The sequence below is a fragment of the Pseudoalteromonas sp. NZS11 genome, assembly GCF_015864765.1.
Classification (GTDB): Bacteria; Pseudomonadota; Gammaproteobacteria; order Enterobacterales; family Alteromonadaceae; genus Pseudoalteromonas; species Pseudoalteromonas arctica.
Genome location: NZ_JADYWP010000006.1, coordinates 50409 through 70765 on the forward strand (window position 1 = coordinate 50409; position 20357 = coordinate 70765).

Consider the following 20357-nt stretch of genomic DNA (forward strand, 5'->3'; position numbering starts at 1 on the left):
CGCATAAAATGTGTTTAGCTTCGTTTAGGAAGCTTACCTTCAGAGATTGCAATATCCAATAAAGTTATTACCTTATCAAACACTTGCTGTGCATTGAGCTCGCTAGTATCAAGCTCAATAGCATCATCTGCAGGTACAAGCGGAGCAACGGCACGATTCATATCGCGCTCGTCACGAGCTTGAATGTCCTGTAATAGACCACTTAGTGTAACATCAAGACCGCGCGTATTCAACTCAACAAAGCGTCTACGAGCACGCTCTTCTGCACTTGCTGTTAAATATATTTTTAACGGCGCATCTTGAAAAACCACAGTGCCCATATCACGGCCATCGGCAATTAAGCCGTTTTCAGTGCGAAATGCACGCTGGCGACGTAATAACGCTTCACGAACGCGAGGTAATGCTGCAACTTTTGATGCTGCAGCGCCTACTTCTTCATTACGAATAGTAGTAGTTACATCTTCGCCTTCTAAAATAACTTTTCCTGCATTAGTTTGGCTATCTACCAAAAACTGCACATCTAAATTTGCAGCAAGAGGGACAAGCCCTTCTTCATTGTCTAATGCAATTTGGTGATGAAGTGCAGCTAAAGATAAAACGCGATAAATCGCACCGCTATCTAATACATCCCACCCTAACTTGTCGGCTAACAAGCGACAAACAGTTCCTTTACCTGAACCACTTGGGCCATCAACGGTGATCACGGGCATTAATAACGCCTGCATTTAAAACCTCCTGCAATGCACACCTAAATAAACCGCGACATTATACTTCAGTTATTAAAATATATCTGCTATTAGTGTGTAACTTTTGTAATTACTTCTAATTAGCTTATTCACTGACTGACGCTAAAACATTGAAAAATGTAGGAAATGTTTTATAGGTACACTTTGGATCATTAATCGTTATTGGCTTTCCACCAACGGCAACCATTGCAAAACACATGGCTATACGGTGATCGTCGTAAGTGTCTATTGCTACATCGTTGAAGTGTTTAGGCGGTGTAATTTCTATAAAGTCATGCCCTTCTACCACTTCTGCACCTACTTTTCTAAGCTCAGTTGCCATCGCATATAAACGGTCTGTTTCTTTTACTCGCCAGTTATAAATGTTACGAATAGCAGTTGGGCCTTTAGCGAAAAGAGCAACTGTTGCAAGGGTCATAGCAGCATCAGGAATTGCATTAGCGTCAATATCTACGCCTTTTAATTCGCCTTTGCGAACAACTAAACGCTCATCATACCAATCGATTTTCGCGCCTACTTGCTCCATTACTTTAGCAAAGCCTATATCACCTTGAACTGATTTAGCACCCACGCCTTTAATTTCAATCTCGCCGCCAGCAATTGCAGCCGCAGCAACAAAGTAAGAAGCAGAAGATGCATCGCCTTCAACCATAATTCGTTCGAGTGATTGATACTGTTGACCACCTTTAACTTTAAAAGTTGCATAATCACTGTGTTCAACATTAACACCAAAACGTGCCATTACATCAAGCGTAATATCAATATAAGGTTTAGATACTAAAGTACCTTTAATCGTTATCGTTGTATCACCGCTAAATAATGGCGCTGCCATTAATAGAGCCGTTAAAAATTGACTTGAAATACTACCGTCAATTTCAACCTCACCACCTTTTATTTGACCACCTACAATTTTAAGTGGTGGATAGTCTTTGTGTTTTGTATAAGTAACATCACCACCAAGCGCTTGTAGAGCATCAACTAAGTGCCCTATCGGACGCTCTTCCATACGTGGCTCGCCTATTAGCTCATACTCACCAGCAACGGCAGCAAGTACAGCCGTTAAAGGTCTGTAAGCAGTACCCGCATTACCTAAAAACAAGGGCTCAGTAGGTGTATTAAACACACCACCAACTCCCTCTACGGTCGCTACAGTGTGTTCATCATTTAAAGTTACATTTACACCCAATAACTTTAAAGCACCCAGCATATGGCGTATATCGTCACTATCAAGTAAGTTCTCTACAACGGTGGTACCGTTTGCCAGTGCTGCTAATAATAAAATTCTGTTCGATAGACTCTTTGAACCTGGTAGGGTTACCGTGCCATTTACTTTAGAAATAGGTTCTAAACGGAGCTGCTCCATTAGCTGTGCTCCTTTGCAAATGCAGCCATAAAATCTACAAGTGCTTGAACACCTTCAAGAGGCATAGCGTTATAAATACTTGCGCGCATACCGCCCACAATTCTGTGACCTTCAAGTGCAAGTAAACCGGCCTCGCTTGATTGAGCAACAAATTTGCTATTTAAGCTTTCATCGTTTAACCAAAATGGAACATTCATGCGTGAGCGGCAATGTTTAGCGACTATATTTGAATAAAAATCTGAGTTATCGATAAAATCATACAGTAAATTTGCTTTAGCAATATTTTGTGCTTCCATGGCTTTTACCCCACCATTGCTTTCAAGCCATTCAAATACTTCAGCCGCTAAATACCAAGCAAAGGTAGGTGGGGTATTAAACATACTGCCCTGCTTTGCTTCAAGTGCGTAATCTAAAATACCGGGCTTTGGCAAACCTTCGCGCTCAAGTAATGTTTTACGAACAATAACAATTGATATGCCCGATGGACCGATATTTTTTTGCGCACCAGCGTAAATCAAATCAAATTTATTAACGTCTATCTCACGCGATAAAATAGTTGAAGACATATCAGCAATAATCGGAGCTGTTGGGTGGCTTGGTACATCAAAAATCTCTAAGCCATCGACAGTTTCATTAGGGCAATAGTGGATGTACGCAGCGTCTTCTGGTAATTCCCAGTCAGCAACGTCTTTAATTGAAAACTCACCATCAGCATCATTACGGACATCCGTAAAAGACGTTTGAGTAAACTTATTCGCTTCATCTCTGGCGCTTTTCGACCAAACGCCATTCTCACAATAAAACGCTGTTTTGCCTTCTTGGTGTAAGTTTAATGGCACAGCACTAAACTGGCCACGACCACCACCATGCATAAACAGCACTTCAAATTCATCACTAATATTCATTAGGCGACGAAGGCTAACTTCACATTTAGCTGTAAGCGCTAAAAACTCTTTACTACGATGGCTAATCTCCATCACAGACACACCTAGGTCTTGCCAATCTAGAAACTCTTTTTGCGCTTTTTTCATAACCGCTTGCGGAAGCATAGCTGGCCCCGCACAAAAATTATATTTACTCATTACCTTTGCCTCATTCCAGTAATTTAACTACTAAGCATGAACATTTAATACCAATCCGCTAAACCTTTAAAATTTAATGAATAATACCAATCCGCAATAATACTTAATCATTTTGCGGGGCTAAACGTGTCGCTACTTGCGTTAAAAAATTCTCATTTAGAACAACTAAATAGCGAATTTTTTGCCTAGCTATCAACACGTTTTTCCACCCTCAAAATAGATCTCTTAATTAAGCGAATTGGTATGAGTATAATTTCACACCCTATTAATTTTTTTTCAACAACATTAAAAAAAGCGGCCAAGGCCGCTTTTTCAATATCAATTATTCTGAAGGAGGATTATCATCCGCTACTTCATCAATAACCGTATCTACTGTTTCAACGTCTTCAATATCAATTAAGTCACTTTCTGTAACTTCAATCTCTTCTATACGTTGTAAACCAACTACTTGCTCTCCGTCAATAGTTCTGATCAAAATAACACCTTGTGTGTTACGTCCAACCGTTGAAACTTCATTAACGCGAGTTCGTACTAAGGTACCACGATTCGAAATAATCATTATTTCATCGTTGTCATCAACTTGCACAGCACCAACAACAGCACCGTTACGTTCACTCACCTTAATTGATACAACACCTTGTGTTGCACGGCTCTTAGATGGGTAATCTTCAAGTTGTGTACGCTTACCGTAACCATTTTCAGTTACCGTTAGAATGGCACCGTCAGTTTTTGGTACAATTAACGATACTACGCGTTGCTCGTCTGGCATTTTAATACCACGAACACCTGTAGCAGTACGACCCATTGGGCGAACACCTTTGAAGCGAATCTCAGGGTTACCTTCTTCGTCTAATACTGGGTTGCCGTTTTCATCAACAACTGTTGTTTCTTCAGCTTCTTTGAAGCGTACAACTTTACCTGCATCAGTGAACAACATAATTTCGTTGCTACCATCGGTAATATCAACACCAATCAAGCTATCGCCATCATTTAAGTTAACAGCAATGATACCGCTTGCACGTTGACGACTGTAAGCCGTTAATGGTGTTTTCTTAACTGTACCGAATGCAGTTGCCATAAAGATATATTTATCTTCTGCGTACTCGCGTACTGGCAATATAGCAGTAATACGTTCATCAGCTTCAAGTGGTAACAAGTTAACAATTGGCTTACCGCGCGCTGCACGACTTGCTAGTGGTAACTGATACACTTTAAGCCAATATAAACGACCGGCCGTAGAGAAACATAAAATAGTATCGTGTGTATTTGCAACTAACAGACGTTCAATGAAATCTTCATCTTTCATCTTCGTTGCTGACTTACCTTTACCACCACGACGTTGTGCTTCGTAATCAGACAATGCCTGATACTTCACATACCCTTCGTGAGAAAGCGTTACAACAACGTTTTCTTCAGTAATTAAGTCTTCAAGGCTGATATCGTGAGCCGCTGCATTAATCTCAGTACGACGTTCGTCGCCATACTGCGCTTTAATTTCAACTAGTTCGTCACGAATAACTTCCATTAAACGCTCAGGTGTTGCCAAAATATAAAGTAGTTCAGCAATTAACTCTAATAACGCTTGATATTCAGTTAAGATTTTTTCGTGTTCAAGACCAGTAAGCTTGTGTAAACGCAAATCTAGAATTGCTTGAGCTTGTTGCTCAGAAATATAGTATTGACCGTCGCGAATACCTAAATCATCAGCAAGCCAATCTGGACGGGCTACATTATCTTCGCCTGCTTTTTCAAGCATACCTTGTACATGACCTAATTCCCACGGACGTGCAGTTAAAGCAATTTTAGCTTCAGCAGGTGTTGGGGATTTACGAATAAGCTCGATAATTGGGTCAATGTTTGCAAGCGCAATTGCTAAACCTTCAAGAGTATGAGCACGGTCACGCGCTTTGCGTAAATCAAACACGGTACGACGAGTTACTACTTCACGGCGGTGAATAATAAACTCTTCAAGCATTTCTTTTAGATTAAAACACTTAGGTTGGTTGTTAATTAATGCAACCATATTCATACCAAACACAGTTTGTAACTGAGTTTGTGAATACAAGTTATTTAAAATAACTTCGCCTACGTCACCACGTTTAATTTCAATAACGATACGCATACCGTCTTTATCTGATTCATCACGTAGTGCACTAATACCTTCAATTTTCTTATCTTTAACAAGCTCTGCAATTTTTTCAATTAAACGGGCTTTATTAACTTGATAAGGAATTTCGTGAACGATGATTGTTTCACGGCCTGTTTTTTCATCGGTTTCGACGTCGGCGCGTGCACGCATGTACACTTTACCACGGCCAGTTAAATAGGCTTGTTCAATGCCTTTTTTACCGTTGATAATTGCAGCCGTTGGGAAATCAGGACCAGGAATATAATCCATTAACTCTAAAATAGTTAAATCAGGATTTTGAATAAGTGCCAAACAACCGTTCACAACTTCAGTTAAGTTATGTGGTGGTATATTTGTAGCCATACCTACTGCAATACCCGACGAACCATTCACTAATAAATTAGGGACTTTCGTAGGTAACACGTCAGGGATGAACTCAGTGCCGTCGTAGTTAGGAACGAAATCAACCGTTTCTTTTTCAAGATCGGCTAATAACTCATGCGACATTTTTGCCATACGTACTTCTGTATAACGCATTGCCGCTGCTGAATCACCATCAACCGAACCGAAGTTACCTTGGCCATCTACAAGCATGTAACGTAGTGAGAATGGCTGAGCCATACGAACTATCGTGTCATAAACTGCACTGTCGCCGTGTGGATGGTATTTACCGATTACGTCACCGACCACACGGGCCGATTTTTTGTAAGGCTTGTTCCAGTCATTACTAAGCTCGTTCATTGCAAACAAAACGCGGCGATGAACAGGTTTTAAGCCGTCACGTACGTCTGGTAATGCACGTCCTACTATTACGCTCATTGCGTAATCTAAGTAGGAGTTTTTTAACTCGTCTTCAATATTGACTGGCAGAATTTCATTGGCGAGATCAGTCATTTGATATCACATTCCTTCAGTATCAGCTCTCAACAACCCGGTATTGGGTATTAAGAGTATTGTTATTATTTCTAACAGCCATGCTATCACAATTAATTTTAATTTACAGGCGCAAAACTTTGCGATTTATCAATTTAGCCCTATATAATGGCCTCAGATTGACGAGGAAGTATTTTATGACCGAACATCAAAATGTAGATCACGCAGAAATAGCAAAATTTGAAGCCATCGCTGAGCGTTGGTGGGACCTAGACGGAGAATTCAAACCTCTTCACGAAATTAACCCGTTACGTTTAGACTTTATAGCAAATAAAACGCAAGGCCTATTCGATAAAGAAACACTCGACGTTGGCTGTGGCGGCGGTATTTTAAGCCAAAGCATGGCGCGTATGGGTGCAAAAGTAACTGGCATCGATATGGGCCAAGAACCTTTAACTGTTGCTAAGTTGCACAGTTTAGAAACTGGCGTAAATGTAGATTATATAAAAGTGCCTGCAGAAGAGTTTGCAACACAGTACCCTGAGCGCTTTGATGTAATAACGTGTATGGAAATGCTTGAACACGTTCCCGACCCAGCATCTATCATTCATGCCGTAGCCGCACTTGCCAAACCAGGCGCAGACGTGTTTTTTTCAACCCTGAACAAAACACCTAAAGCATACTTATACGCTATTGTTGGCGCTGAAAAACTCTTAAAAATGGTGCCTGAAGGTACACACGACCATAAAAAGTTTATAAAGCCTGCACAGCTTATTGCATGGGCAGAGCAAGCCGGTTTAAAAGTTCGTGCAAGTACAGGGCTTTCTTATAACCCACTATCAAAGCAATATACGCTCAATAGTGACGTTAGCGTAAATTACATACTTTATTTTGAGAAGTTAGCTTAATGGCTAACTCTCAAGCCCCCCTACCCCTTATTGAGTACGATGCATTTTTATTTGATTTAGACGGCACCCTACTCGACACCGCTGATGATTTAGGTGCCGCTTTAAACACAGTCCTTATTAGCAATAAAATAGAACCTGTTAGTAGTGATATATACCGTCCTGCCGCATCTAACGGCGCAGGTGCATTATTAGAGGCTGGTTTTAAAGAATTATGGGCTAAACAACCCCAAAGCGAGCTTATAAAGCAATTAGTTGACGAGTACGCCACAAACATAGCAAATCACACACGTTGCTTCAGCGGAGTTGAATCGTTACTTATCGCCCTTGATCAGAAAAAGATCAAATGGGGGATCATGACTAATAAACCAGGGTTTTTAACCGATCCTTTAGTGGCAGCTATTCCCGCATTAAAAAATGCCAGTGTAGTAATAAGTGGCGACACATTAGCTGAAGCTAAGCCATCACCTTTACCACTGCTACATTGTGCAAAGCTTATGCAGGTAGAACCAAGCCGTTGTTTATACATTGGTGATGCACAGCGTGACATACAAGCAGGCAAAGCGGCAGGTATGCATACCGCAACGGCACTTTGGGGTTACATCCCAAGTATTGATGAAGCCAACAGCTGGAATGCTGATTTTAACTGGCAAAGCCCAATTGATGGTTTTAACCATATATAGTGCTATGTTAATTATTAAACACTATATATTGTGATTGTGTTAGTTTTCACACAAAGCTTGCTGATAAAAAAAGCAGTCAAAATTTATTTTTAAAATGAGTAAATTTAGCAGATCATTAGTTGATTTTTGCATATTTCAACTTAAATGATTGTTCGAAGGTGAGTGTCTACTAACACAAATGCGTTATCCCAAAGTTATCCACAAACAGGGGCAATTATGTCCCTTGCAAAACAACTCAGACCACACTATCTTGTGATCTCTAAATTGAACAACACCAGATATTGTGGCCAAATGTTATTCAATTAAATTCGCCAATACGGTGAAACCTATAATAAATGAGTATGTACCTTGCTTCGGCGAGGCATAAAGCATTGGTCAAAATACATAATTCCCAAGGAATACAGGCAAATGAACCAACAGTTATCTGTAAGCAAACGTGACGGGCGCAAAGAGCCTCTTGATCTGGATAAGATCCATCGCGTCATTGAATGGGCCGCCGAAGGTTTAAGCAACGTTTCGGTTTCGCAAGTTGAATTAAAATCGCACATTCAGTTTTACGACGGTATTCGTACTAAAGACATTCACGAAACCATCATTAAAGCAGCAGCGGATCAGATTTCAAAAGAATCGCCTGATTATCAATACTTAGCTGCACGTTTAGCTGTATTCCATTTACGTAAAAAAGCGTACGGTCAATTTGAGCCACCACGTTTATTTGACCACGTAACAAAAATGGTTGGCGATAAACGCTACGATGCTCACTTATTAGTAGATTACACAGAGCAAGAATTAGACGAGCTTGATGCATATCTTGATCATTCTCGCGATCTTAACTTTAGCTACGCGGCTGTAAAACAGCTTGAAGGTAAGTATCTCGTTCAAAACCGTGTATCGGGTGAAATCTACGAAAGTGCACAGTTTTTATATATTTTAGTAGCAGCGAGCTTATTCTCTGACTACCCACGTGAAACACGCGTTTCTTACATTAAGCGCTTTTACGACGCAGTATCGTTATTTAAAATATCTCTACCAACGCCAATTATGTCGGGTGTACGTACACCTACTCGCCAGTTTAGCTCGTGTGTATTAATTGAATGTGGCGATAGCCTTGATTCAATCAATGCAACGTCGTCAGCTATTGTTAAATACGTTTCACAACGCGCAGGTATTGGTATTAATGCTGGTCGAATTCGTGCGCTAGGTAGCCATATTCGTAACGGCGAAGCGTACCACACTGGTTGTATTCCTTTTTATAAGCACTTTCAAACAGCTGTTAAAAGTTGTTCGCAAGGTGGTGTACGTGGCGGCGCTGCAACATTGTTCTACCCGCTTTGGCATTTAGAAGTAGAGAACCTACTTGTACTTAAAAATAACCGTGGTGTGGACGACAACCGCGTTCGTCACCTAGATTACGGCGTACAATTTAATAAACTAATGTACTCTCGTTTAATTAAAGACGACTACATTACGTTATTTAGCCCATCAGATGTGCCTGGTCTTTACGATGCATTTTTTGAAGACCAAGCTGAGTTTGACGCGCTTTACGTAAAATACGAACAAGACGAATCGATTCGTAAAAAACGCATTAAAGCGATTGAGCTTTTCTCTATGTTTGCGCAAGAGCGTGCAAGTACAGGTCGTATTTATTTACAAAATGTGGACCACTGTAATACACATAGCCCGTTCATTGCTAAAGTTGCGCCTATTCGCCAATCTAACTTATGTTTAGAAATTGCATTGCCAACTAAGCCACTTAATAACGTAAATGACGAAGAAGGCGAAATTGCCCTTTGTACACTGTCTGCGTTTAACTTAGGTGCAATAGAATCACTAGACGAGCTTGAAGAGCTAGCTGAACTTGCAGTACGCGCCCTTGATAACTTACTTGATTTCCAAGACTACCCAGTACCGGCTGCTAAAAATGCAACTATGGGTCGTCGAACGTTAGGTATAGGCGTGATTAACTACGCATACTACCTAGCTAAAAACGGTAAGCGTTATTCAGATGGCAGCGCAAATGCACTGACTCATAAAACATTTGAAGCGATTCAATACTACTTGATGAAAGCATCAAACGAGCTTGCTAAAGAGCGTGGTGCCTGTCCTAAGTTTAACGAAACAACGTATTCACAAGGCATTATGCCAACAGATACGTACAAACGTGATTTAGATAAAATTTGTGATGAGCCACTTCATCTTGATTGGGATACACTACGTGCAAATATTAAAGAGCACGGTATGCGTAACTCAACACTAAGTGCGTTAATGCCATCAGAAACATCGTCGCAAATCTCTAATGCAACAAATGGTATTGAACCACCACGTGGACATATTAGCGTTAAAGCAAGTAAAGACGGTATTTTAAAGCAAGTTGTTCCTGAGTATGAGCGTTTAAAAGATCAATACGAGCTACTGTGGGACATTCCATCAAACGATGGTTACTTGCAGCTTGTTGGTATAATGCAAAAATTTGTAGACCAAACAATTTCTGCAAATACAAATTATGATCCAAACAAGTTCGAAGGCGGTAAAGTACCTATGCAAGTCTTATTAAAAGACTTACTAAGCGCGTACAAACTAGGTGTTAAAACCTTGTACTACCACAATACTCGTGATGGTGCCTCAGATATGCAAGAAGATACTCCAGAAGTGGAAGATGATGATTGTGAAGGCGGCGCGTGTAAAATATAACTGCTGATTTTTATTTTAAGCGGGCATTTAGCCCGCTTTTTCTGATAGTTTTTTGAGTGATAAACATGTCTTATACTACTTTTAGCCGAAACCATAATAACCAAATGCAAGAGCCAATGTTTTTTGGCCAAACTGTAAACGTATCTCGTTACGACCAACAAAAATACCCTATTTTTGAAAAATTAATCGAGAAGCAACTGTCTTTCTTTTGGCGTCCTGAGGAAGTAGATGTAAGTAAAGACCGTTTAGACTTTCAAGCGTTACCCGATCACGAAAAGCATATATTTTTAAGTAACCTCAAATACCAAACTCTACTTGATAGTGTGCAAGGTCGTTCGCCAAACGTTGCCCTACTTCCAATTGTATCGCTACCAGAGCTTGAAACATGGATCGAAACATGGGCGTTTAGTGAAACGATTCACAGCCGCTCATACACGCATATTATCCGTAATGTAACACAAGCACCTGAGCTTATTTTTGATGACATAGTTAGCAACGATAAAATTAGCGAACGTGCTGATGCCGTAACTAAATACTACGATGACTTAATTAACTCTGTTTCGCTTTACAACTTATACGGTGAAGGCAAACACGAGATTAATGGTAAAACTGTTATCGTGAATTTGTTTGAGCTTAAAAAGAAACTTTACCTTGCAATGATGTCGGTAAATATTCTTGAAGCGATTCGCTTTTACGTAAGCTTTGCATGTTCGTTTGCGTTTGCTGAGCGCGAGCTAATGGAAGGTAACGCTAAAATCATCAAGCTAATTGCACGTGATGAAGCACTTCACCTTTCGGGTACTCAGCATATTTTAAACATTATGCAAGACGGTAAAGACGACCCAGAAATGGCGATTGTTGCTGCCCAGTGCCGCGATGAAGCTATTAAAATGTTTGTTGACGCAGCAGAGCAAGAAAAAGAGTGGGCCGAATACTTATTTAAAGATGGTTCGATGATTGGCTTAAATAAGCATATTTTATGTCAGTACGTTGAATACATTACCAATGCGCGTATGACGGCGATTGGTTTGCCAGCACAGTTTGAAAATAACAGTAACCCTATCCCATGGATAAACTCGTGGTTAGTGTCTGATAACGTGCAAGTAGCACCACAAGAAGCAGAAATAAGCTCATACCTTGTTGGTCAAATAGACTCGCAAGTTGATGCATCAGAATTTGGTGATTTTGATTTATAATGAGTGACAAGTCTACTGCAAGTGTAACACTTGCAGAAAACAGCCAGTGTATAGAGTTTACCGCTGGCTGCCCTTCTCTTTTACACTGCTTAGAATCCATGAAAATAGACGTCGCATTCCAATGCCGTGAAGGTTACTGCGGCGCTTGTAGAGCAACGTTAGTGTCAGGTAGTGTTGAATATAACGAAGAGCCCCTTGCATTTGTGCGCGAAGGCGAAATACTCCTGTGCTGCTGTAAACCCAATGGCAATGTAAGTATTAATTTAAAGTAGTCTAAACGCTAAATACAGTTTATAAACGCCAATCTAATTGTTTAATACCCGATAACTAGCTCTTTAGCTTATTTACGTATCACTGAACGAGCTTTACACGCATTGAAACTGATGCGCTACGCCCTAAATTATCAACCACTCTTACGTCAAATTCGCCTACTTGCGGGTGCCAGAAAAAAGGCGTATCTCGCTCTACTTTACCAACAAAGCTGTTATCTACAAACCAATATAAAATACGTGAATCTGTATCTGTGATTGCGCTAAAAGGCAGGCCTTCTTTTTTCAATTTACTGGCTCTTATCGTGTAGCTAATTAAATTACTCGGGGATGTAATACTCGGTGCTGAGCCTCGTGTACTCGTGTCATTAATTAAGCATGAATCTAAATAAGGTGGAGGCTGGCGTTTAACAATGCCTGCTTGTTTAAATAATCTGACTAAGTCAGATGGCCAAAATTCATAAACTGCCTTTGTAGTTGTAGATTCAACATACTGACAAGCACGTAATCCCGATACTTTATCAATATAAATTTCACGATGTACATCGGACACTTTAATTGGCGACTTACCTGGAATAAAAAGCCCTTTTTCTGTTTTAGGGCAATGCACATTAGGTAAATCACCTGTTGTTGAACAAATATCTACTTCTGTAATATTTAAACCACCTGGTTTTATATTGCCTTTGATTAAGCCATAACTATCTAATGAACGTATTATTTCAAAAAATAAAGGCGCGGCTGCTTGTCGCCCAATAAAAGATGGGTGCCCTTCTCCTGAGAAATTACCCACCCATGTAGCTAAAACATACGGACCTACAATACCTACTGACCATGCATCGCGAAAAGCAAATGAAGTACCTGTTTTCCAATATACAGGATATGATTGTCTTCTTTCTTTTTGAAATGAAATTTCATCAACTGCACTATTTTTACTTAGCATTTGTAAAGTCAGGTAGGCTGCCTCTGGGCTGATGAGTTGCTTGATATGATTGTTTTGATTATTTGGGTTGTTTTCGTTAATAACAGTGGCGTCTTTTTTTAATATAACTTCATCCTTATACACCCCTAAATTAGCTAACATAGCGTATAACTTAACGAGCTCTAGCATCGTTACTTCACTGCCGCCCAGCGCAAGCGCTAAACCATAAAACTCTTTGGGCTGAAGCTTTTTAACATCGGCTGCAACGAGTAAATCGTATAGCCCAACTTTTTGTAAGCGATACATCAAATTAACAGCAGGCACATTACGGCTCAGCACTAGCGATTCAGTAGCCGATATAGGCCCTAAAAACTGCTGATCGTAATTCTCTGGTGTATATCCTCCAAAGCGTTTGGGGGCATCTTTTACAAGCGTTAATGGATGAATTAACCCTTCCTCTATAGCAAGCGCATAAATAAATGGTTTAAGGGTTGAACCTGGTGAACGTTTAGCTCTTACACCATTTACTTGACCGCTAATGTCATTATTAAAAAAATCCACAGAGCCTAATTCAGCAACTACTTCCATAGTTTTATAATTTAGTAAAATAGCAGACGTATTACTGAGCCCGTCTCTATGCCTGCGATTAATGTAATTTCTTGCATGGCGCTGAAGTAAGTTTTGTAAATTAAGGTCTATCGACGTTTTATATTCTCCATGCTTTAGGTGCGGGTACTCGCTTTGTAAATTATCAATAAAATGTGGGGCTTCAAAAGGCAAGTCTGAAGAGGCATATACCTTTATCGGTAATTGCATAGCTGCTAGCCAGTGTTTATCGTCTGGGTACTTTTCAAGCCAACGAGTAAACAGTTTTTTTCTTGTTTCTAGCAATACGAGTTTAGCCGATTTTTTAATGGGATTTCGTTTGGTTGGGTTTTGCGGGATTAAGCTAAGTAATAATGACTCAGGTAAATTAAGATCAATAGCTGGTTTCTTAAAATAAATTAAACTGGCTGCACCAACACCTTCAATATTTGATCCATAAGGCGCTAAGTTAAAATACGCCTCGAGTATTTGATTTTTACTGTAGTGTCGCTCAATTTGTAACGCTCGAAGTATTTGTTCTACTTTTCCAAAAATAACATGCGTGTTCATCCCAAAGTGCAACCGGGCTACTTGCATTGTTATTGTTGACGCACCGACTCGGTGACTTCTTTTAATATAGCTAGTATAAAACGCATTTATTAAAGCAATAAAATCGACACCAATATGCTCATAAAAGTCTTGGTCTTCATACAGTAAAGTAGCTTGTTGAATGCTCAAAGGGATTTTATCTATTGGCGTCCATAATCTATATCTATCGTCTGCGGCTAAATTTAAACGAAGTAATTTATCACTGCTATCGTAAAAAGCCGTTGAGTAAGCATTGGGCTGGGTAATATCAGGCTTTGGAGTAAACAAATACAACAGCACTGCAAGCAGTGCTGTTGTAAAAAAAGCCGTTTTTATTATAAAACTAAACTTTTTATTTAGCGGCGGTAACATCAAAACGACCCGATTTTGAGTGCGCTTTAATACTTAAATCATACATAGATTCAGCATAAGCCGATGGCACTACAAAGCTGCCAGATGCAGTAGCCTTAATCTTGTAAGTAAGCTCAGTCATGCTATCGCCAAAGCTGCCATATAATATAACGCGATCCTCTCGTATATCTTTATAATCAGAGGTCCAGCGATTATAACTATTGCGAACGCTGTCTCTGAGTACTTCAAACCCACCAGGTAGTAAATCAATAACAGCAACATCCGAAATATTTTTACCCGTTGTACTACGCACTCGTAATACAACGTTTAGTTCTTGACCTTGAACAGCGGTGGTTATCACATTACCTTTATCGTCTTGGTATTCTCTGACAACTTCTAAACCATTACTTAATGACTTTTGTGGCACGTTTGTATCAAAACCAGCTTGGCTCATCATGTAAAATGAGCGAGGTGGCGCTAATACATCAAGCGTTTTAACGTCATTTAAAAACGAGGCTTTAGGATAAGGTGTATAGGTTACGTCTAATGCCTTTTTTTCTGCCATTGTCGTTGTTGCCATTATTTTTACATCTTCAGGCTGGGCTTGTGATAACGCAACTTTTGAGTATGCCGTCATAGCAAGTACAGACCAAGCAGACGACAACGTGTTGTAGTCTCCTTTAAAAATAGGGTCAACGACATTAAACAAATCATCTTTAGTTAACTGCTTTAAGCGAGCAGGAAAATGTTTTGATAACAAATAAATATACTGTCCGTCGTGAGCTAAACGTGAGTCGTAAGCGCCCCAATTATCGTGTTGGGTATCTTGCCCAATTTTATAGCTATTGATCAGTGCTTGCGCTTTGTCGTTTGCACGTAATAGCTGATAAGTTGCGCCCATAAACGCGGACGTTATATCTTGTTGCCATACTTTGCTATTACTCGCATTTACACTTTTTTCTAAATCAGATAAGTAATTAGTTGTTACCTCACCTTGTCGTGTTAGCAAATAAATGGCATAAGCGCGGTTTCTGTCATTCGTCTCTAAAGATCCGCTCGCTATACTGCGCACACCTTCAAAACCACTGCTCCACATATCATAAGGTATTGCTACGCCCGCTTCTTTTGCATCTAATAAAAAATGCATAACATAAAGAGAAGAATAAATAGATGCACTAGAATTACCCGGCCATAACATAAATCTGCCATCAGGTAACTGACGTTGACGAAGGGTATCTATTAAGTTGTTTATACGCTCATGTTTATAAGATACATCGCCCATATAACTTGGGTGTTCTAAATAACTCAGCACCGGAAACACACTACTCACTACTTGCTCGGTACACATATGAGGAAAGTTATCTAAATAATTAATAAGACCATCAACAAGCGCTAACGGGCTTTGTGAAGCGGTAATATTATTTTGTGATAAGTTAGGATATAGCTGTCTCGAAACCGCTATTTCTTTTTTACCTGATTCACTAAAGCCACTTTCAAAGCTACTAACAAATGCAACCGCAGGGCGCACACTTAACGTTGCCGTGCGTTGGCTAACATTATCACCCGATAACGCAGTAAATGTAATTGATGCAGCGCCAAGCTTATCAAGCACTTTCACTCTAAACGTTAATGTGTCTTCTGATTTTTCATCAATATTTAGCGTTAATTTTTTATCGCTTATTATTTCAATGTTGCTTGAAGTAAGCGCTTCTACCGTAATTGGCAGTTGTTTACCTGAATCCTCAACGCCATTAGCAATACCAAGTACAATATTAAACTCATCGCCTGGTGCTGCTGTCGTTAATACATTAGGAGTTAATACAAAGGGCCCTTTCACAAGTGTTGTACTTTCTTTAACACCAACACCCTCGTCATTTACGGCAATAGCAATTACACGTACCTGACCTGCAAAAGTATCTGGGATAGTAAACGTATGTTTTTTCGTTTTAGCATCAGCCGATAAAATACCAGACCAAAATGCGACTGGTTTTTGTACCTTACGAGAAAACGGGTTAAGTTGCTTGCTCTTGCGGTTCATTGCCATTGAGTCAGCATAACCACCACCCGCAGCTGCAAGCTCTTGCACTAGTTTAAATTCAGGTAAAATAAGATCAACAATTTGCATAGTACTAACTTCTAAAGCACGTTTTTGTAAGAAGTGATTTAACGGCTTTGGCGTCCGATAATTCGCCACTTGTAAAATACCTTCATCTACAGCAAATAACAGAACACGTGAAGGTGATTTGGCACTATATGAAATGACTAAATCGTCACCTGGTTTTACTTTATCAGGTATGTTTACGTCAAAATCTATTGCGCGTTTACTACGATCAATCGCAAATGGTTTAACTGCGTAGCTTAATGGGCTTGTAAATATTTCTTTCGATTCGAGGCTTCGAACAAATGAAACATTAACATACGCATTGCCTTCTATCCCTTGAGGTAACGTTATTGTTTGTATGCTACTTGTTGTTTTACTCTCAAACCATTTAAAAGCGTGTACTTTATTGGTTTCAATTGTAATTAAACCCGAGCCAACATAAGGCGCTACAATACTTATTTCGATTGTTTCGCCAGGTTTGTAATCCGGTTTATTTAATTGAACTTGCAGTTCAGCATTTTTTTCAAGCTTACCCGCTAAGTTACCCGTGCCGGTTATCGTAAACGATACCCTACTGACGGTATTCCCTTTGCCATCAACGAGTTCTATTAAGTAATCACCTGGTTCAGCAGTGGGTAATTCGTAGTTTGCGCCATCTTGTTTAATGTAAAACGGGTTGCTTGATATCTGTTTGTTTTTTCTAACCGATTGGTACTTATAAGTGCCGTTATTTTGTTGCACCAACGTAGATACATATTGTTGTTCTATTAAATTTAGCGATAAATCATCACGAGCTACTTGCTCAGTTTCTGAATTAATATTAATAAATTTTACAACACGTTTTGACTCTTTTGATATGTAGCTTAAATCGCCATCGGCTTTATAACCAACTAACTGCTCAACGGGTGAAACAAGCACCGAGCTGCTTGCACGAACACTTTTACCACCGCCTTCTTCATACCCTTGTACTGCAAAATTTAACTGATAAGTACCTGCCTCATAGCGAGTTAAGTCAATATCAAATTCTGCCTTGCCTTGTTCATCAGTTTTGGTTTCGGTTAATGATTCATAACTGTGTCTAATATTTTTTCCTTCACTGTGGGGATCAGAAAACACATAATCTTTGTATTCATTAAAGTAAAAACCAGCTGGAGATAAATGTAAATCAGCAGTAACACGTCTATTTTGAGCAGGTGTACCAAATAAGTTTTGAAGGCTCACCAATGCTTTAAATTTTGAGCTGTTTACCCACCCCTTTGCAGATGATTGAGAAAATTGACTACTAATTTTCAATCTATCGGGTACAAACTCTTCAACTTTAAACTGAGTACTGCCTAATTGGTCGCGGCTATTATTATTTTTAATAAGTTGGACCGATACATAATACGTTCCGGTATTGGCGCTATTTTGTGTTTTAAAGTCAAAATCAAGCAATCCATACTTATCTAAGCTCACTCGTTTATTATAAACAGTTGTCCCTTTAGGATCGGTAATTATAAGTTCAAGCGGTATATCGCCCAGTTTTGCAAAGTTTTGTTGCTTCACAATCGTGGCAAGTTTAACACTATCGCCTGGTCGATAAATTCCACGGTCAGAAAAAACAAACGCATCTATTTTATTACTACCACTGAGCCCAGAACTTACACCGCCGGTATCAAACCGAGAGTAGTTAACCATTCGAGCATAGCGATTATAAGGAATAAAAGACATGTCACTTTTAGTTTCGACTACAAAAGCAACGGGAGTTTGATCATCAGTAAACCACGTTGTGTTGTCGAAAAATGCGTGCCCCTCAGAATCTGTTTTAGCATTTAAAATAACTAATCCGTTTTTACCCAATAACGACACCTTCGCTTTTGCTAACGGTTTTCCTGTTTCAATAGATTGGACAAATATATCGCGAGATCCATCTGCATTATTTTTTACCAAAATACCTAAATCAGTAATAAGGATAAGTCGTTTTTCTTGGGGGCCATATACGTAATTATCTTCTGTATTTAACGCTTGAGCATTTATAAAAAATAAGCCTAAACCAACTGACTCATTATACTTACTACTCAAATCAATAGATGAATAGACCGCTTTTTTAGGGTGCTCCGATTTTAAATTAACTTGTCTGGTAAAAATTGAACTTATGTTTTCTTCTGTAAAGTAATAATTATTAAATTCTGGATTAGAAATATCACCACTGGTTTGACTTATAAGGTGGTTAATTTGATTGGCTTCTACCCTACCTACTTTAACTTGAAGTGCGTTTACACCGCGGGTCAAAAATGACAATTTATGATCGCCATTTTTTGATAATATAGACCCTTTAGACATAATATTTACTTGTGTCGGATAAGCCGGCGTATCTAAAATAGTGTCGTATTTATTCACCATCCTAAACTCACCCGTCGACTTTAATCCCTTATCAATCGCGATATAAACTTGCTGGTTTTGAGGGGCGTCAAACGTAAAACTGTGTAACTTAGCGGTATCTTGCGCGGTAGGAATCGCATTTAACTTAACTTTTTGAGATTGCTTAAGCACTGCATCAGTAACCTCTCGTGGACTACCGAAGTACTTATAATTACCTTTTGAATCTTTAGTCGGTAATACGTAAGCAACTGTTTTACTAACCACATCTTGCGATGAAATATCATCTGTGAAGTCTAAAACAAGTGTTTGTTCGGGCTCCCCTTGCGTATTTTTTACCATCAACACATTGGCAGTATTTACTCTAAAAAAGCTATTTACACTTGGGATCAACACGGCGTCTTTAATCTCTACTGTTGTTTGAGAAGGACCCATAACCGGCTTTACACCGCTATTAAGAACAAAATACAGATAGCTTTCGGTATCTTGAATACGTATTTGCTCTGAAGTAATGTAAATCTCTCGTTGATGCTTGTCGTAAGTAACATCAAATTTGTATTGTGCTAGTTCGTTTTTGCCATCTTGCTCAAGCGATTGAGTCAGCTTTAAATTATTTTTTATGGTGCTTATATCTGTTGGGTGAGTCGCTTTTAATGTTGCAATCACCTTGTGACTTTTTTTAACGTTAGGATCTTGATAAAAAGCGAGTGAGCTAAGCGTTAGTTCAAAATCGGGAGTTTTAAATACATGCTCATTATCGCTTAGATGTATATCACTTTTAAAAATAGATGAATCAAAACGTACCTTATATTCTTGCCCTGCTGACCAATCTTGTTTTGGGATAAATTTAAGCTGGCTTTCACTATTCCAAGACCACTGTCCAATTAGCTCAGGCGTGACTTTTATACCTGTGGGAATCACTTTGCCAACAAGCGCAAGCTTTGCGACAGAGTAAGGCACTACATCCGTGTTTTCTACATCATCTAAAACGGGAGTAAAATCAATATAAAGCGGTTCAGGGTTTAAAACATCAGATAAAGTGGTAACAGCAGGTGTAGAGTGAGTTGCTTTGTAACTAATTGGCTGTGGTAAGGAAAGAAAAAAACAATAGCCTGCTATAATTAATATCAACATTAGCACGGCGCTAAAAAATGCTGTTTTGCGCTCTTTAGCAAACCTAAGCACATTATTTATAGCAGTAATTAACCATTTCGGTTTATGCCAAATAATGACACCAAATACATTTAAAATAACAAAAAATGTGGTCAGTAAAACCCACACACTGCCAACTGTTTTTTCGGTTACATTTACGTTGCCAAGTAAGCTTGCAACCAAACTAAACAAACCCGTTCCTATGGCTGAAAAAGCAATACTCATAAATAAACTAGCTATTTTGTGAGCGAGTTTACTTTGTTTAAGATTAACCTCTTTTGGGTTAGCCTCTTTTGAATCGGTTTTTGTATTCACGTTCAAAATCCTTTTTCTTTATACTGCAATATCAATAAATGAGAGAACTCAT

General features: G+C 39.2%; 11 protein-coding genes. 5 read left to right on the plus strand and 6 right to left on the minus strand.

The window, feature by feature from the left end:
• Nucleotides 1-14: 14 nt before the first annotated feature.
• The 4 genes from cmk to gyrA form a co-directional block, all read right to left on the minus strand.
• Entirely contained in the window at nt 15-725 is a 711-nt protein-coding gene (gene cmk, locus I6E82_RS13685; protein ID WP_007583052.1) for a (d)CMP kinase, read from the minus strand.
• Nucleotides 726-831: 106 nt separating this feature from the next.
• Nucleotides 832-2109 carry a 3-phosphoshikimate 1-carboxyvinyltransferase gene (gene aroA / locus I6E82_RS13690; RefSeq protein ID WP_024590150.1) on the minus strand — a complete coding sequence of 426 codons (1278 nt, stop codon included), beginning with the start codon at nt 2107-2109 and terminating at the stop codon, nt 832-834.
• On the minus strand, nt 2109-3191 hold the full coding sequence (gene serC, locus I6E82_RS13695; protein WP_197118109.1) for a 3-phosphoserine/phosphohydroxythreonine transaminase: 1083 nt from the start codon (nt 3189-3191) through the stop codon (nt 2109-2111). Before serC ends, aroA begins: the two co-directional genes overlap by 1 nt.
• Before the next feature lie 322 nt (nt 3192-3513).
• Nucleotides 3514-6213, minus strand: coding sequence for a DNA topoisomerase (ATP-hydrolyzing) subunit A (gene gyrA, locus I6E82_RS13700; protein WP_007583046.1), 2700 nt, complete (start codon nt 6211-6213; stop codon nt 3514-3516).
• Between the two features lie 176 nt (nt 6214-6389).
• Here gyrA and ubiG point away from each other — a divergent pair, with 176 nt between their 5' ends.
• From ubiG to yfaE, 5 genes are all read left to right on the plus strand, one after another.
• Nucleotides 6390-7100, plus strand: coding sequence for a bifunctional 2-polyprenyl-6-hydroxyphenol methylase/3-demethylubiquinol 3-O-methyltransferase UbiG (gene ubiG / locus I6E82_RS13705; RefSeq protein WP_008171708.1), 711 nt, complete (start codon nt 6390-6392; stop codon nt 7098-7100).
• Nucleotides 7100-7780 carry an HAD family hydrolase gene (locus I6E82_RS13710; protein ID WP_165721554.1) on the plus strand — a complete coding sequence of 227 codons (681 nt, stop codon included), beginning with the start codon at nt 7100-7102 and terminating at the stop codon, nt 7778-7780. Before ubiG ends, I6E82_RS13710 begins: the two co-directional genes overlap by 1 nt.
• Before the next feature lie 408 nt (nt 7781-8188).
• Nucleotides 8189-10471, plus strand: coding sequence for a class 1a ribonucleoside-diphosphate reductase subunit alpha (nrdA, locus tag I6E82_RS13715; protein ID WP_010552863.1), 2283 nt, complete (start codon nt 8189-8191; stop codon nt 10469-10471).
• 65 nt (nt 10472-10536) lie between these two features.
• A complete protein-coding gene (gene nrdB, locus I6E82_RS13720; protein ID WP_007583038.1) occupies nt 10537-11667 on the plus strand; it encodes a class Ia ribonucleoside-diphosphate reductase subunit beta in 1131 nt (376 codons plus the stop codon).
• Nucleotides 11667-11939 (plus strand): class I ribonucleotide reductase maintenance protein YfaE, encoded by a 273-nt coding sequence (yfaE, locus tag I6E82_RS13725; protein WP_165721553.1) that lies wholly within the window; start codon nt 11667-11669, stop codon nt 11937-11939. Before nrdB ends, yfaE begins: the two co-directional genes overlap by 1 nt.
• A 79-nt stretch (nt 11940-12018) precedes the next feature.
• Here the strand turns inward: yfaE and pbpC are convergent, their stop codons facing one another.
• Both pbpC and I6E82_RS13735 read right to left on the minus strand, forming a co-directional pair.
• Nucleotides 12019-14400 carry a penicillin-binding protein 1C gene (pbpC, locus tag I6E82_RS13730; protein ID WP_197118110.1) on the minus strand — a complete coding sequence of 794 codons (2382 nt, stop codon included), beginning with the start codon at nt 14398-14400 and terminating at the stop codon, nt 12019-12021.
• Nucleotides 14381-20305 (minus strand): alpha-2-macroglobulin family protein, encoded by a 5925-nt coding sequence (locus I6E82_RS13735; protein WP_197118111.1) that lies wholly within the window; start codon nt 20303-20305, stop codon nt 14381-14383. The genes pbpC and I6E82_RS13735 overlap by 20 nt, the downstream gene beginning before the upstream one ends.
• Nucleotides 20306-20357: the final 52 nt, after the last annotated feature.